Origin of the sequence: Castellaniella sp. GW247-6E4 (assembly GCF_040276065.1) — a bacterium.
GTDB lineage: Bacteria > Pseudomonadota > Gammaproteobacteria > Burkholderiales > Burkholderiaceae_B > Castellaniella.
Genome location: NZ_JBELOI010000011.1, coordinates 61,613 through 76,512, shown reverse-complemented (window position 1 = coordinate 76,512; position 14,900 = coordinate 61,613). Strand labels below are relative to the sequence as shown.

Below are 14,900 nucleotides of genomic sequence, written 5' to 3'. Positions count from 1 at the left end.
CCAAAGTCGTAGTTTTCGTCAGTTGATGCCCTTCTCGATTTCAAGTCCAATGCCCATCCGCACTTCCTCCTCGATGGAAGTCCATATGTGGTTCGTGTAATCCACGAACTCCTTCGTCCACTTGATGTCCAGGCTGCGCGGCCGGGGTAGATCAATCTCGATGATCTCCTTGAGCCGCCCTGGACGGGCGGTGAAGACGAAGACCCGATCCGACAGATACACGGCCTCCTCCAACTGGTGCGTCACAAACAACACCGTCTTCTTCGTCTCGCGCCAAATCCGGATCAGTTCGTCCTGCATGATGGTGCGCGTCTGCGCATCCAGTGCTGCAAAGGGTTCGTCCATGAGCAGGATGTCGGCACCGATCGCCAGCGCCCGGCCAATGTTCACACGCTGGCGCATGCCTCCCGAAAGCTCATGGGGGTAGTGATTCTCGAACCCCGCCAGGCCGACCAGCTTCAGGATCTGACGCGCCTGCTCCTTGTATTCGCGGCGCGAGCGGCCTTGCAGTTCTGGGCCAAGCACGGTGTTGTTGAGCACCGTGCGCCAGGGGAATAGCCCGTCCTGCTGGAAGACGAAAGCCATCTCCTTGCCAGGCAGGGTGACCTCTCTGCCATCGACTCTCACGGAACCGGAGGTGGGCGTGATGAGGCCGTCGACCAGGCGCAGGAAGGTCGTCTTGCCGCAACCCGACGCCCCGACGATGCTGACGAACTCGCCATCCCTGACCGAGAGCGAAATGTCGCGCAGCACCTCCAGCTTGACATCCTGCTTGGTGTAGCTCTTGCAGAGCCGCTCTGTCACCAGCTTTTCCACCTTCATTCGTCTTCTCCGGTCATGCGCCACGGGGTGATCTTCTCTTCCAGGAGTTTCAGCAGGCCGACGGAAGTCACCCCCGCCACGGCCAAGATGAGCACGCCCACGTACAGCGAGGCGGTATCGAAGCTTTGCGTCGAGTTCATGATCATGAAGCCGATTCCCGCTCGGGCGCCGAACAGCTCCGCGACCACCACCCCCACCAGTGCCCTGGCCACGCCCAGGCGCAGGCCGCCGATGACGTAGGGAATCGCCGATGGCATGCGCACCTTCCAGAACAGCTGCAGGCCGGTCGCGCCACAGGAGCGTGCCACCTCCAGCAGCGTCTTGTCGGTCGTCACCAGCCCGATGGAGGTGTTGATGAGGATGGGGAATACCGAGGTCAAAAAGATGATGGCGACCTTCGAGCCAACCCCGATCCCCAGCCAGAGGATGAACAGTGGACCCAACGCAATCACGGGCGTGGAATACAACATCGACACCCAGGGCTCGAACAGGGTCCGCAGCCGCATCGAGCTGCCGAGCAGACCGCCGAGCAGGATGCCCACCAAGGCGGCCAGGGAATAGCCGCCGAGGAATTCGATAAAGCTGATCCAGACGTGCAACTGCAGCTCGCCCGCCTCCCACAGCTCGATGCCTCGGGCAATCACCTCGGACAGGGGCACGAACAGCAACGGGCTGACGACGACGAACCGTCCCATCACCTCCCAGATCACGGCGGCGAGGACCAACGACAGGACAATCTGGCCCGAATGAGACAAGCGCTTTGCTAGAACCTTTCTTTTCATCGCGTTGGGTTCCCGACCATTCATGGGCCCCATCGGGACCCGGTCATCAAAGAGTCTTGATCAGGCGGTTTCCGGCTGTTCTCCCAGCCGTAGCCGAACCGTGTCCCAGCATTCGCGGATCTGCTCGCCGCCGATGGCGGCCAGGGAGCGCTCCCGACTCAGGGCAGTGGCCATGTCCATGATCATGTTCTTGACGTAGGAGCGCTGCAAGATCGCCAAAGAATCCAGTATCTGCAGCAGCGCCTGCCGGCTTTCCGGTGTCCACAGGCGGTCGTAGGCCTCGCGATCCACGCCATAGGCATAGCGCGGGTCCCCGGTGGCGTCCGGCGCCGCCCCCGACAGCCGGTTGCGCTCGGATCGCGTGCGGTCGATGTCGCCCGTCGTAGGGTCGAACACGACGCCATAGACGCGCTCGGCCTGCTCACGGGTGATGAAACCGAACTTGAGGTCGTCGGCAATGGCCGCCAGCGCCCGTCGCCTAGGATCACCATAGCCCCCGCCGCCAGAGCTCGACAGCGTCAGGGTGTCGTCGCGATCCAGGCGCAGGATGTCGAGCTTCGGGATGGCGGTCTCGTTCGGCTTGCCTTCATTCAGTAGAGCCAGCTTGGTCTTGGCGCCGCACTCGCCACCGTGAACGCCCCAGGGCGCGAAGCGGGTGCGGCCCATACCACGCATCGCGAAGCTGGTTTCGGGCAACAGCGCCTCAAGCTTGAGCCCCACCCCCAGCCCGCCGCGGAATTCTCCTGGGCCGCCCGAATCCGGCACGTAGCGGTATTCGTGCACCAAGATGTCCATTTCCGATTCGATGGCTTCGATGGGCGTGTTGCGCAGGAATGCAAACGTGGCGTTGGTGCCGTCATATCCGTCCGATTCAGCGCGCCCGCCCGAGCCGCCGATCAGCACCGGATAGACGTTCACCTTTTTGCCGCCATTGACGACGTCGGGCATCGCGAGCACGCCCAGCATGCCGTTACCCGAGCCCGCGGCCGGCACGTTCTTGGGCACGGCCTGCGCCAATGCGCCCATCGTGATGTCCATCAGCTTCAGGGCCGTGGTGATCCGCGAGCCTGTGGCTGCCGGCAGGACGGCGTTGAGCAGGCAACCCGCCGGTGCGGTGACCCGGATGGGTCGCTTGATGGCGCCATTGGCGGGGATGGTCGGGTCGTTGCTCAGCAAGTAGTGGACCATGCCCTGTGTCAGCCACTGATGCGGCTTGCTGGCGCTGATAATGTTGAAAGACGCCAGGATCTGCGGATCAGTGCCACTGTAGTCCAGATGCACGCTGCTACCCTCGATGGTCAGGGCCAGGTCTATGCGCACTGGATTGTCGGAAACGAGGTCATCCTCGATATAGTCCCAGAAGCGGTAGGTCCCGTCGGGAATTTCAGAGAAGACGTGACGTGCCTTGGCCTCGGCGTAATCCATGGATTCTTGAATCAAGGCCTTGGACCTGGCCAGGCCGTTTTTCCTGAACAGGTCCATCAGCCGGCGCTTGGCAACGTGAAAAGCCGACATCAGGGCCTTCAGGTCGCCCCACACCTGGTAGGGAATCCTGACGTTGGCTTCGAGGATGTCGAACAGATCCTTGTTCAGTTCGCCGGCGCGGTACAGCTTGGTCGGCGGGATGCGCAGGCCCTCCTGGTATATCTCCTGGTTCGAGGGCGCGACGCTGCCCGGCACGCGCCCGCCCACGTCCGAGGAGTGGATGAAGCCCCAGCAGTAAGCCACGATCTCGCCCTCGAAGAAAATAGGAGCGAGCAGGGTCAGGTCAGGCAGGTGGGTGACCATGGCGCCCGTGGCGAAGGGGTCGTTGGTAAGGACAATATCGCCCTCACGCCATTCGTCCACCCACTTGATGGCATCGCTGATGTCGCCGGCGAGCTGGGAGGTGGTGCCCGCCTTGCGCGGGTAACCGAAGAACAGGCCCTGCGGGGTGGCCAGCGCGGCACCGAAATCATTGGTTTCCTTGATGAAGGTCGTGTAGGCCGTACGCTCCACGATGGCGCACATTTCCTCTGCAATCGCACCCACCATGTTGTTGAAGATTGACAGCTCGATCGGGTTCTCGACTTTCATTTCAGAACTCCTTTTCCAGATGGATCACGGCGGCAGCGTCCACGTGGGCGCGCCAGCCATGCGTGACGACGATAGTGGTATCGGCCTGGTCGATCACAAAGGGCCCCATGCCCCGCCAACCGGACCCCAGTGCCTGGCGCCGGTAGGCCGGACACTCGATCACCTGGCCGTTCGTGATGATCTTGCGCTTCGCGCCCTGGGCCTCGCCGGTGTCCTGGCGCATCACCGTCAACCCAGGCTTTCGCCGCACGCCGACGACGGTGCCCCGCAGGCTGATGACCTCCAGCGGCCCATCATCGAGTCGCGGTCCGTACAGGCGGCTGTATTCCTCGGCAAAGAGCCGGGGGATGTCGTCGATGTGCTCGAAGGTGACCGGGACCTCGAAGCCCTGACCCTGATACCGGACACCGACCGCGCGGATGACCGCGATCTCCGTGACCACGTCAAGCGAATCCTTCAGGGTCGCACGGCCGCGCATCTCGATTTCCCGGAACCAGTCGTGCACCACCGCATGGTCCAGCTTGTTGAAGGGCGAAAACAGGTTCTTTACGTAGTCGAGCCGGAAATCCGACAAAATCGCCCCGATGGCGCTGAAGGTGCCGGGCGTCGGCGGGATGACGATCTTCTTGATGTGCAGTTCGTCGGCCGCGAAGCAGGCCTGGGTGGCACCGGCCCCGCCATAGGGCACCATGATGAAATCGCGGATATCCAGGCCCTTCTTGGCGGCCAGCCGGCTGATCTCCGCAACCAGGTTGGAGGTAGAGATCTTGATGATGCCGTCGGCCACCGCTTCCGGCGATAGCCGCAGCCGCTTGCCGAGCTCGCCAATGGCCGTATAGGACAAGTCGGTGCGCAGCGCCAGCTCGCCCCCGAGGAAATTGTCTGGATCGATGTAGCCATCAACCAAGTAGGCGTCGGTGAGGGTCGGCTCGGTGCCCTGGAGATCGTAGGCCACCGGCCCCGGGTCGGCCCCCGCGCTTTGCGGCCCCACCTTCAGCAGGCCCAGGTTGTCGATGTAGGCGATCGACCCGCCGCCCGAGCCGATCGACGAGACGTCGACACTGGGCAGCATGATGGGTAGGCCGGCGACCTCCTGGTCCCACGCATACGGCACGTGATGGCCGTCCAGCACGCAGATGTCGGCGCTGGTGCCGCCGATGTCCATCGTGATCGCGCGGTCGATGGCGCAGTCTTTCATGAGCTGCAGGGTGGCGGTCACGCCCGAGGACGGGCCCGACAGCAGCGTCTTGATGGGCTGTTCGATGGCGTGCTGCAAGGGCACCAGCCCGCCGTTCGAGCTGGTCATATAGAACGGGCAATGCAGGCCGATCCTGCCTTTCTCGGCATTCAGTTCGTTCAGGTACTGCGTCACGCGCGACGCGATGTAGCTGTTCATGGTCAGCACTGTGGTGCGCTCGTACTCTCGTATCTGCGGCCAAATGTCGCTGGAAATCGTGATGTTCAGCGAGGGGAACTTCTGTGCCAGGAAATCACGGGCCTGCCGCTCGTGGACGGGATTGCGATACGCATGCAGGAACGAGATCGCCAGTTGCTCGGCGCCCTGCTCCATCAGTTGACGGGCCGCCGCCTCTAGCTGCGCCGGATCGAGCGCGGTGACCACCTGGCCACTGCCGTTGATGCGCTCGCGGATACCTCTGACGAAGTTGCGCCGGATGAGCGGCAGGGGCCGCGAGGAAAACAAGCTGAAGGGGTTGGGCATCTTGCAGCGCGCAAGCTCCAGGATGTCCTCGAACCCACTGGTCATCAGCAGGCCGACACAAGCGCCATCACGGCGGATGATCGTGTTGACACCGATGGTCGACCCATGGACGAAGTCGAGGCAATTCTCGGGCCTGCGGCCGGCCTTTTGCAGGATCTCGGTGATGCCCCGGACCACCCCGCGGGCGGGTGCGCTGGGCGTGGACGGCGTCTTTAGCATGACGAGCGCACCGCCCGCGTCCATCAGCGTGATGTCCGTGAAGGTCCCGCCGATATCCACGCCAATCCTGAAATTCTCATCTGAGTTCATACCATCATTTCCCTGGAATAATCGACCCGGCCGACAGACGATCGGCCTCAGTCATCAACCAACAAGATTGCTTCGACGATCTACTGCAGAGACTGTATTCAGTGAATGCCGCCCGGGCCCATCCGGCCTCGGACTGGTTGGAGGGTTTTGCGTCAACCCTGCGTTGACGCAGGCGAGAGTACCGTCGCGGGCGGGACCGGCTCAGGGATGCTTGTCATGGGCGGCCCGGATTTCCTGTGAGGCCAGGAGATCGATCACGCCGCGCGCCGACGACATGACGTGCATCCGCATGACTTGCTCCACCTCCTCGGTGTTCCTCCTCGATAAGGTATTGATCAGCGTGATGTGCCGATGCCTTTTGCTGCCGGTATCTTTTTTATCGCTCAGGTAGAGCCTGACGTAAGGTTCAGTGCGTTGCTGCAGCTCCCAGGCCGCCTGCTGCAACATCGGGCGCTTGGCGTAGCCGCAGATCGTGCTGTGCAGCTTGTTGTGCTTCTTGAGCCACTCCCTGGACGTGAGCGACAGGCCGTCTAGCCGTTCGGCCATCTCGAGCAGGGCGCCAATGTCGGCATCGGTCAGGTTCGCGAGCGAGCAGGAAGCGGCGAACCCCTCGAGCAGGGACCTCATCTCGAAAAGCTCCAAGATGTCCCGGCTGCTCAGGCTGGTGACGACGCTGCCGTAATTCGGCCGGTTGGTGATGAACCCCTCGCTGCCCAACCGGCGCAGAGCATGGCGCACCGGCGTGCGGCTGACCCCCAGGCGCTTGGCGATTTCATCCTGGTTCAGGCGGATACCGCCGGCCAGCCGACCCGACAGGATTTCGGCCCTCAATTGCCGATAGACGTGCTGCTCGGCAGTCATGAATGGCGGAGCGTTAGCGTCTTCGAGAGCCATCATCGCGCCGTCCCCAAATTGGATCCAAAGTCCAGTGTCCTATATTCCTTAAGGCCTAGCAATCCAGGGTTTGTACCCATCGTTTCAGAGCTTTCAGGAGATCTTGCGCAATGCCGCCCCGCGACTGCGGACTAGGGACGTCCACAGATCAAGGGCCCTGCCGATCGGGGTTCACAAGGGGTCCGAGGTTCGTTTGGCAACCTTGCGCAGAAGGGCCTTGGGCAGCGCGACGACGAAGGCCGCTGGGGCGTGCATCACGCGGCGCCCCGCGCGGATCGTTCGGAAGGGATCAGGCCCCGCGGGCGGCGATAGGCCAGATTGCCTGCAGGGCATCGCCCCGCATGACGTGGATGCAGTCGTAGAGATTCACGGTGGGATCGCAATGGGGCACCTGCACTTCGAGCAGATCGCCCACGGCGAGCCGCCCCCCGGCCGGCAAAGTGACCGTGCCGTGCTCATCGCTGCTGGGCAGGTAACTCGCCCCTGCCTGCGCACCGCGGACGATGACCGGTCGGGTCCCCAGCTTGGAGACGAAGCGCTTCTCGCCGGCGTCGGTCGTGGCTTGGCCAGGGTGGTTGGCGCTGATCACGGCCGTAAGCACGAACAGCGAGGTTCCGAACATCGGCGTGCCGGAGCCGTCGGCATCAACCAGATCGTATTCCGCATCCATGAAGACGTAGCTGCCGCATTGCAGTTCGGTATAGACGCCTAGCGCCAGTTCCTGCAGGAAGGCGCCGGTGCTGGCCCCCGTCACCACCGGCCGCGGCGGCAGCAGCGGACCGAGCGCCGCCAAAGTCTGATGGATTTTCGCGCCGACCACCTGCATCTGGCGTTCGCGTTCCGCCTTCACGCGGCAGTGCGACAGGTGGTGGGCATAGGCCTGCACCCCCACCAGCTCGAAGCAGGGATAGCGGGCGATTTTCTCGGCCAAATCGCGGGCTGCGCGAGGGTCGGCCACGCCGGAGCGATGTCCGCCCAGATCCAGATCCACAAGCGCGCGCACACTCGCCTGACGCCGCGCGAGCGCCTGCGCCAGACCCTCGACGCAAGCGGGATGGTCAAAGACCACCGTCAGCGTCCGGATCCAGGTCGCCAGATCGGCCACCCGCTCGAAGGCCTGGCGGGTGCCGATCGTCGAGGTCAAGAGAATATCGCTGCAGCCGGCTGCGGCAAACACCGCCGCTTCCCCCGGGGTTGCCACGCATACGCCCACGGCCCCGTGCCGCAGTTGCAAGCGCGCCAGCTCCGGACACTTGTGCGCCTTGGCGTGGGGCCTGAGCGCCACCCCGGCGTGGTCGGCATGTGCCTGCATGCGGGCCAGGTTCGCCTCGAGCGGCTCCCATTCGAGCAGCAGCGCCGGTGTCAGCAAGCGTGCCCGAGCGTCCGCGCGGCCGACCAGGCCGGCATTGGGAAACGGTGCGGCGGCACCAGGAAGGGGCTCAGGCATATCAGCATTCCGGATTTTGGTCATCGCCCCGCCGGCCGGCGGCGCCCGTGGCGGGGCACCCGGAGTATAGCCCGACGGGCCTTTGGCCCCGCACGCGGCGAGAGTGCGTGAAGGGAACACGTTGTGCATGCGCGTCCATCGCAAGGATGGGCAATTAGTTTATAATTCACGCTTCAAGGGGAGTAGCTCAGCTTCGCGGCGTCGTCAATACGGTCATCCTGCCTGCAGGTGCCCGGCGCCCCGGCAACCGATGGTTGCGAGCAAGACCTTGCCTCAGGGCAAGGTGCGTCTTCTCTTCATGACAGGCCTGGCCCTCGGGGGTTCAGGCCTTTTTGTTTCTGGCGCCTCTTTCGGGGCGGCGGCGCAGGGTCGGGACTGCTTTTTTTGCCGCCGGGCCGCCCCGAGGCACCCGCCGCCCTCCGCGGGCGGCGACAAACCGAAGACGCGGCGCGGCGATTTTTCGTGATCCACAACATCCTCCCAAGGGGAATCGATGCTTGAACTCTTCCAAACATTAAGCTGGGCCGCCGTCTTTCAGATCATCATGATCGACATCCTGCTGGGCGGCGACAATGCCGTGGTGATCGCCCTGGCGTGCCGCAACCTGCAGCCCAAGCAGCGCCTGCAAGGCATTCTCTGGGGCACGGCGGGAGCCATCGGCTTGCGCGTGGCGCTGATCGCCTTCGCCCTGACGCTGCTCAGCGTGCCGTACCTGAAGATCATCGGCGCCCTGCTGCTACTCTGGATCGGGGTCAAGCTCCTGATGCCCGAGGAGGGTTCGCACGGCAATATCGCGGGCGGCGCCTCGATCATGACCGCCGTCAAGACCATCCTGATCGCCGACTTTGTCATGAGCCTGGACAATGTCATCGCCATCGCCGGCGCCGCCCAGGGCGCGCATGCGGACCACCAGATCGGGCTGGTCGTGTTCGGGCTGCTCGTGAGCGTCCCCATCATCATCTGGGGCAGCACGCTGGTGCTCAAGCTGATCGATCGCTACCCGCTGGTCGTCACGTTCGGTGCGGCCCTGCTGGGCTGGATCGCGGGCGGCATGCTGGTCACGGACATCGTGATCACCGAAAGCCTGGGCGAGCCCACCACCCTGCTGAAGGTCTCGGCCGAAATCGCGGGCGCGCTACTGGTCGTCGGCCTGGGCCTATTTCTGGCGGGGCGCAAGAAGGCCAGGCAGGCGCGGGCCTGACGCAAAATGCCGCGGGCTCGTGGATGCCATCCGCTACAATAATGGCCTCTTTTGCAAACGGATCGGGGCAATGGCCTCCATGCCTCGATCCACATACCGTGCGCAAGCACCGCGAGCCCACTATGGACACACGCTCACGACAGGGCATCATCGAAGCCGCCTGGGAGGGCCGCGCGTCCTTGCATTCCGGCCAGGCGCCCGCCGACGTGCGCGAGGCGGTCGCCGCGACCCTTGCCGACCTGGACGGCGGCACGCTGCGCGTCGCCGACAAGGTCGACGGTGGCTGGCGGGTGCACCAGTGGATCAAGAAGGCGGTCCTGCTCTCGTTCCGGCTCGAGGACAATCGCGTGATGGGCCAGGCGCCCCAGCTCTATTACGACAAGGTGCCGCTGAAATTCGAGGACTACGGCCCCGACGATTTCCGGCGCGACGGCTTTCGCGTGGTGCCCACGGCCACGGTGCGCCGGGGCGCATACATCGCCCGCGATGTGGTGCTGATGCCCTCCTACGTCAACATCGGCGCCTACGTCGGCGAAGGCAGCATGATCGACACATGGGCGACGGTGGGGTCCTGCGCCCAGATCGGGCGCCATGTCCACCTGTCGGGGGGCGTGGGCATCGGCGGCGTGCTCGAGCCTCTGCAAGCCGGCCCCACCATCATCGAGGACAACTGTTTCATCGGCGCGCGCTCCGAGGTCGTCGAGGGCGTGATCGTCGAAGAAAACTCGGTCCTGGCGATGGGGGTGTTCATCTCGCAAAGCACCCGCATCTACGACCGGGCGACCAGAGAGATCAGCTACGGCAGGGTGCCGGCCGGCTCGGTGGTGGTGCCCGGCTCGCTGCCGGCGGCCGACGGCAGCCACAGCCTGGCCTGCGCGGTGATCGTCAAGCGCGTCGATGCCCGCACCCGCGCCAAGACCAGCATCAACGACCTGCTGAGGGCCTGATGTCCGGCTCCCCCGTGCGCGCCCTGTGCGAGGCGCTGATCGCCCTGCCTTCAGTCACGCCCGAGGATGCGGGCTGCCAGGCCTTGATCGCGCAAAGGCTCGAACCCCTGGGCTTCGCCTGCGAATCCATGGACAGCGGTCCGGTGGCCAATCTGTGGGCGCGGCGCGGCACCGAAGCGCCCGTGCTGGTCTTTGCCGGGCACACCGACGTGGTGCCCAGCGGCCCGCTCGAGGATTGGGCGAGCCCGCCTTTTCGGCCCACCGAGCGCGACGGCCTGCTCGTGGGCCGGGGCGCGGCCGACATGAAATCCTCGATCGCGGCCTTCATCGTCGCCGCCGAGGAATTCATCGCCGCCCATCCCCGCCACCGGGGCTCGATCGCGCTGCTGATCACATCCGATGAGGAAGGCCCGGCCATCGAGGGCACGGTGCACGTCTGCCAGCGGCTGAGCGAGCGCGGCGAAACCCTGGACTACTGCATCGTGGGCGAGCCCACCAGTGTCCGGGCACTGGGCGACACGATCAAGAACGGCCGGCGCGGCTCGATGTCCGGACGCTTGACGGTGCGCGGCATCCAGGGCCACGTGGCCTATCCCCACCTCGCCCGCAACCCGATCCACGACGTGGCACCCGCCCTGGCCGAGTTGGCCGGCGCGCACTGGGACGAAGGCGACGAGTACTTCCCACCGACCACCTTCCAGGTCTCGAACATGCGCGCGGGCACCGGTGCGGGCAACGTGATTCCGGGCGAGGCGATCCTCGAGTTCAATTTCCGCTTTTCCACGGCCAGCACGCCGCAGGGCCTGCAGGCGCGCGTCGCCGCGATCCTGGACCGCCACGGCCTGGCGTACGGCCTGGAATGGACCATTGGCGGCCTGCCCTTCCTGACCCCCCGAGGCACCCTGTGCGACGCGCTGCAAGGGGCGATCCTGGATGAAACCGGCGTCCAGGCCGACCTCTCGACCACCGGCGGCACCTCGGACGGACGCTTCATCGCGCACATCTGCCCGCAGGTCGTCGAATTCGGCCCGATCAACGCGACCATCCACCAGTCCGGCGAACACATCCGCCTCGATACGCTCGAGCCCCTCAAGAACATCTACCGGCGCGCGCTCGAACGCCTGCTGCCGGACGCGCCCTGAACACCCGGCGCCTTTTCCAGAGATCGCCCCAATGGCTACACCGCATTCCGAACTGCTCACGCTGCGCGACCTGCTGCGCTGGTCCATCAGCCGCTTTCGCGCGGCCGGACTGCACTTCGGCCACGGCAGCGACAACGCCTGGGACGAGGCCGCCTACCTGCTGCTGCACGGCCTGCACCTGCCGCTCGACACGCTGGAACCTTTTCTCGATGCCCGCCTGCTCGAGCGCGAGCGCCAGCGTTGCATCGACTTGATCCAACAGCGGATCATCACCCGCAAGCCCGCCGCCTACCTCACGGGCGAAGCCTGGCTCCAGGGGCGGCGCTTCCTGGTGGACGAGCGCGTGATCGTGCCGCGCTCGCCCATCGCCGAACTGCTCTCCCAGGCGCTGTCGCCCTGGGTCGCGGAACCGGAGTCGGTCAGCCGGGTGATGGATCTGTGCACCGGGTCGGGTTGCCTGGCGATCCTGGCGGCGCTGGCCTTCGAATCCGCACAAGTCGACGCGGCGGACATCTCGGAGGACGCACTGGAAGTCGCACGCTCCAATATCGCGCTCCACGGCCTGGAGCACCGTGTCCACGCCCTGCGCAGCGATGGTTTCGATCAGGTGCCGGCAGGAACGGGTTACGACGTCATCCTCTGCAACCCGCCGTACGTGAACACGCAATCCATGGCGGCGCTGCCGCCCGAGTACCGGCATGAACCGCGACTGGCCCTGGCCGGCGGTGCCGACGGCATGGACCTGGTGCGCCGCATCGTGCACGATGCCCCGCGCCACCTCGCGCCAGAGGGTCTGCTGGTGCTCGAGATCGGCCACGAGCGGACGCATTTCGAGGCGGCCTTTCCGCAACTCGACCCCGTATGGGTCGAGACCGAAGCCACCACGGATCAAATCATGCTGCTCCAGCGCGAGCAGCTCGAACCGTGATACGGGCCAGCGGCCTGACCGTCCGGCGCGGCGTCAAGATCCTGCTGGAGGGCGCCGACTTCGTCGTGCACCCCGGCGAACGCGTGGGCTTCGTGGGCAAAAACGGCGCCGGCAAATCGACCCTGTTCGCCCTCTTGCAAGGCGAACTCGATCCCGATGCCGGCACCCTCGATATTCCCCCCGGCTGGCGCATGGCCAGCGTGGAACAGATCCTGCACGATACCGGTCGGGCGGCCCGTGAGTTCGTCATGGACGGCGATGCCCGGCTGCGTGCGCTCCAGGCCCGCCGCGCGGCGACGCCGGACGAGGACGGCCAGGTCATCGCCGAGCTCGAGGCCGCGCTGGTCGAGGTCCAGGCCTGGAGCGCGCCGTCGCGCGCCGAGCAACTGCTGGCCGGCCTGGGATTCGGCCCGGACGAGTGGCAGCGCCCCGTCGCGAGCTTCTCAGGCGGCTGGCAGATGCGCATCGCCCTGGCGCGCGCGCTCATGGCGCCCTCGGACCTGCTGCTGCTCGATGAGCCGACCAACCACCTGGACCTGGACGCCATGCTCTGGCTGGAGCGCTGGCTATCGGCCTATCCGGGAACAGTGCTGCTGATCTCGCATGACACCGAATTCCTCGACGCCATCGCCGGAGTCATCCTGCATTTCGACCAGGGCAAGCTCGTGCGCTATAAGGGTGGCTACGAGTCGTTTCTCGAGCAGCGCGCCGAGCGGTTACGCCAGAATCAACTCACCCGCGAGCGCCAGGCGCGCACGGCGGCCCATCTGCAATCCTTTATCGACCGCTTCAAGGCCAAGGCAACCAAGGCCCGGCAGGCACAAAGCCGCGTCAAGGCGCTGGCGCGCATGCAGACGCTCGCCCCGCTGGCCGTGGAATCGGGGATCGACATCCGCCTGCCCGATCCGGTCCAGACACCCGACACGCTGCTGACGCTCGCGGAGGCCGACCTGGGATACGACGCGGCGAACGGCGAGACTCGGCGGGTGCTCGCCGGCATCAGCCTCGTCGTGCGCGGCGGCAGCCGCATCGGCATCCTGGGCGCCAACGGCGCGGGCAAGAGCACGCTGGTCAAGACCCTGGCGCGCGAGCTCGCGCCGCTCGCCGGCGACTACCGGCCCGCCAAGGGCCTGGAGATCGGTTATTTCGCCCAACAGCAGCTCGATGTCCTGGACCCCGCGCTCACGCCCCTGCAGCATTTCATCCGGATCGCACCGGACGCGCGCGAGCAGGCGCTGCGCAACATGCTGGGCGGCTTTGGCTTCGGCGGCGACATGGTGGACACACCGGTGGCGCCTTTTTCCGGCGGCGAAAAGGCGCGCCTCGCCCTCGCGCTGATCGTCTGGCGCAAACCCAATCTTCTGCTGCTCGACGAGCCCAGCAACCACCTGGACGTGGATACGCGCGAGGCGCTGGCGCATGCCCTGGCGGGTTTTCCCGGCAGCGTCCTGCTGGTCTCGCACGATCGCCACTTGCTGCGCACCACGGTGGACGAGTTCTGGATCGTGGCTGACGGCCGCGTCGAGCCCTTCGATGGGGACCTCGAGGACTATCGCGACTGGCTGCAACGGCGCGGCACGGCCGCGCGGGCACAGGCACGCGAGGATGCGCGTATCGACACCCGCCCCGAGCCGGACCGCAAGGCCCAGCGCCGCCTCCAGGCCCAGGCGCGCCAGCAGCTTGCGGCGCTCCGCAAGCCCCTCGAGGAACGCCTGCGCCGGATCGAGTCCGACATGGCCCGCACCGGCGCCCGGCTCGAGGAAATCGATGCGCGGATCGCCGACCCGGATTTCTACACGGACGCGCACAAGGAGGCGCGCCCCGCCCTGCTCGCCGAGCACGGCGAGCTCAGCAAGGCCCACCAGGCACTCGAGGACGATTGGCTGAAGGTGCAGGAGGACATCGAGGCGATCGAGCGCGAGGCGGACCCCGCCTGAGTCCCGGCGGCCAGGCCCGGACGAATCACTCAATACCATCATATTCCAGACCTGAATAATCTAATACCGTTATATTCGTTCGGTATGGAGAACGGCGTCCCTAGAATGAAAAAGCGTTTTAACTTTCATTCCGAGTTTGCCGATCATGAGCCGCCTCACCATCCAATCCGTCGAAACCGCGCATGCCGATGCGCAAGACCGTCTGCGCGCCGCGCAACAAGCCAACGGCTTCCTGCCGAATCTGCTGGGGGTGCTGGCCAACGCCCCCACCGCCCTCGAGACCTACCAGGTCGTGGGCGCCATCAACGGCCGCAACAGCCTCACGCCCACCGAACGCGAAGTCGTCCAGATCACGGCGGCGACCTACAACGGCTGCGGCTTCTGCGTCGCGGGCCACACCAAGATCGCCTATAAAAAGCTGCAGCTTCCCGAGCCCCTCGTGGAGGCCTTGCGCAATATCCAGGGGCTGTCCGACCCCAAGCTCGACGCCCTGGCACGCTTCACCCTGAGCGTGCTCGAACACAAGGGCCAAGTCCCGGACGAAGCCATCGCCGTCTTCAAAGACGCCGGCTATACGGAAACCAACGCCCTGGACGTGGTGCTGGGCGTGAGCCTCGCCACGCTGTGCAACTACGCCAACAACCTGGCCAAGACCCCAATCAACCCAGAACTCCAGGCTTTCGCCTGATCCCGGA

The 14,900-nt window shown here is 65.4% G+C and carries 12 protein-coding genes; 6 read left to right on the top strand and 6 right to left on the bottom strand.

Going from position 1 to position 14,900, the window contains the following annotated elements; genetic code table 11:
• Positions 1-18: 18 nt before the first annotated feature.
• The 6 genes from ABS761_RS13795 to ABS761_RS13770 all read right to left on the bottom strand — a co-directional run bounded on the left by ABS761_RS13795 (position 19) and on the right by ABS761_RS13770 (position 8,050).
• Entirely contained in the window at positions 19-822 is an 804-nt protein-coding gene (locus ABS761_RS13795; RefSeq protein ID WP_350408916.1) for an ABC transporter ATP-binding protein, read from the bottom strand.
• Complete coding sequence (locus ABS761_RS13790) at positions 819-1,604, bottom strand: ABC transporter permease (RefSeq protein ID WP_350408915.1); 786 nt, start codon at positions 1,602-1,604, stop codon at positions 819-821. The genes ABS761_RS13795 and ABS761_RS13790 overlap by 4 nt, the downstream gene beginning before the upstream one ends.
• Before the next feature lie 60 nt (positions 1,605-1,664).
• On the bottom strand, positions 1,665-3,680 hold the full coding sequence (locus ABS761_RS13785) for a hydantoinase B/oxoprolinase family protein (protein ID WP_350408914.1): 2,016 nt from the start codon (positions 3,678-3,680) through the stop codon (positions 1,665-1,667).
• A gap of 1 nt (position 3,681) precedes the next feature.
• Positions 3,682-5,709: a hydantoinase/oxoprolinase family protein gene (locus ABS761_RS13780; RefSeq protein WP_350408913.1), complete on the bottom strand. Its 2,028-nt coding sequence runs from the start codon at positions 5,707-5,709 to the stop codon at positions 3,682-3,684.
• 201 nt (positions 5,710-5,910) lie between these two features.
• The gene (locus ABS761_RS13775; RefSeq protein WP_350408912.1) at positions 5,911-6,570 is read right to left on the bottom strand and encodes a GntR family transcriptional regulator; all 660 of its coding nucleotides are present in this window, start codon (positions 6,568-6,570) and stop codon (positions 5,911-5,913) included.
• A gap of 322 nt (positions 6,571-6,892) precedes the next feature.
• Positions 6,893-8,050: an alanine racemase gene (locus ABS761_RS13770; protein ID WP_350408911.1), complete on the bottom strand. Its 1,158-nt coding sequence runs from the start codon at positions 8,048-8,050 to the stop codon at positions 6,893-6,895.
• Between the two features lie 493 nt (positions 8,051-8,543).
• Between ABS761_RS13770 and ABS761_RS13765 the strand changes: the two genes are divergently transcribed.
• The 6 genes from ABS761_RS13765 (at position 8,544) to ABS761_RS13740 (ending at position 14,893) form a co-directional block, all read left to right on the top strand.
• Positions 8,544-9,251: a TerC family protein gene (locus ABS761_RS13765; protein WP_350408910.1), complete on the top strand. Its 708-nt coding sequence runs from the start codon at positions 8,544-8,546 to the stop codon at positions 9,249-9,251.
• Between the two features lie 122 nt (positions 9,252-9,373).
• Positions 9,374-10,198: a 2,3,4,5-tetrahydropyridine-2,6-dicarboxylate N-succinyltransferase gene (gene dapD, locus ABS761_RS13760; protein WP_350408909.1), complete on the top strand. Its 825-nt coding sequence runs from the start codon at positions 9,374-9,376 to the stop codon at positions 10,196-10,198.
• Complete coding sequence (gene dapE / locus ABS761_RS13755) at positions 10,198-11,340, top strand: succinyl-diaminopimelate desuccinylase (RefSeq protein WP_350408908.1); 1,143 nt, start codon at positions 10,198-10,200, stop codon at positions 11,338-11,340. The genes dapD and dapE overlap by 1 nt, the downstream gene beginning before the upstream one ends.
• Positions 11,341-11,371: 31 nt before the next feature.
• The gene (gene prmB / locus ABS761_RS13750) at positions 11,372-12,268 is read left to right on the top strand and encodes a 50S ribosomal protein L3 N(5)-glutamine methyltransferase (RefSeq protein ID WP_350408907.1); all 897 of its coding nucleotides are present in this window, start codon (positions 11,372-11,374) and stop codon (positions 12,266-12,268) included.
• Positions 12,265-14,205, top strand: a complete 1,941-nt coding sequence (locus ABS761_RS13745) for an ABC-F family ATP-binding cassette domain-containing protein (protein WP_350408906.1) — start codon at positions 12,265-12,267, stop codon at positions 14,203-14,205. Before prmB ends, ABS761_RS13745 begins: the two co-directional genes overlap by 4 nt.
• Before the next feature lie 145 nt (positions 14,206-14,350).
• Positions 14,351-14,893: a carboxymuconolactone decarboxylase family protein gene (locus tag ABS761_RS13740; protein WP_350408905.1), complete on the top strand. Its 543-nt coding sequence runs from the start codon at positions 14,351-14,353 to the stop codon at positions 14,891-14,893.
• The last annotated feature ends 7 nt before the right edge of the window (positions 14,894-14,900 follow it).

Bases quoted from the DNA above. Each gene is read 5' to 3' on its own strand.
- ABS761_RS13740 (WP_350408905.1), top strand. From the start codon at position 14,351: ATGAGCCGCCTCACCATCCAATCCGTCGAAACCGCGCATGCCGATGCG.
- dapE (WP_350408908.1), top strand. From the start codon at position 10,198: ATGTCCGGCTCCCCCGTGCGCGCCCTGTGCGAGGCGCTGATCGCCCTG.
- ABS761_RS13790 (WP_350408915.1), bottom strand. From the start codon at position 1,604: ATGAAAAGAAAGGTTCTAGCAAAGCGCTTGTCTCATTCGGGCCAGATT.
- ABS761_RS13770 (WP_350408911.1), bottom strand. From the start codon at position 8,050: ATGCCTGAGCCCCTTCCTGGTGCCGCCGCACCGTTTCCCAATGCCGGC.
- ABS761_RS13785 (WP_350408914.1), bottom strand. From the start codon at position 3,680: ATGAAAGTCGAGAACCCGATCGAGCTGTCAATCTTCAACAACATGGTG.
- ABS761_RS13765 (WP_350408910.1), top strand. From the start codon at position 8,544: ATGCTTGAACTCTTCCAAACATTAAGCTGGGCCGCCGTCTTTCAGATC.
- ABS761_RS13775 (WP_350408912.1), bottom strand. From the start codon at position 6,570: ATGACTGCCGAGCAGCACGTCTATCGGCAATTGAGGGCCGAAATCCTG.
- dapD (WP_350408909.1), top strand. From the start codon at position 9,374: ATGGACACACGCTCACGACAGGGCATCATCGAAGCCGCCTGGGAGGGC.
- prmB (WP_350408907.1), top strand. From the start codon at position 11,372: ATGGCTACACCGCATTCCGAACTGCTCACGCTGCGCGACCTGCTGCGC.
- ABS761_RS13780 (WP_350408913.1), bottom strand. From the start codon at position 5,709: ATGAACTCAGATGAGAATTTCAGGATTGGCGTGGATATCGGCGGGACC.
- ABS761_RS13795 (WP_350408916.1), bottom strand. From the start codon at position 822: ATGAAGGTGGAAAAGCTGGTGACAGAGCGGCTCTGCAAGAGCTACACC.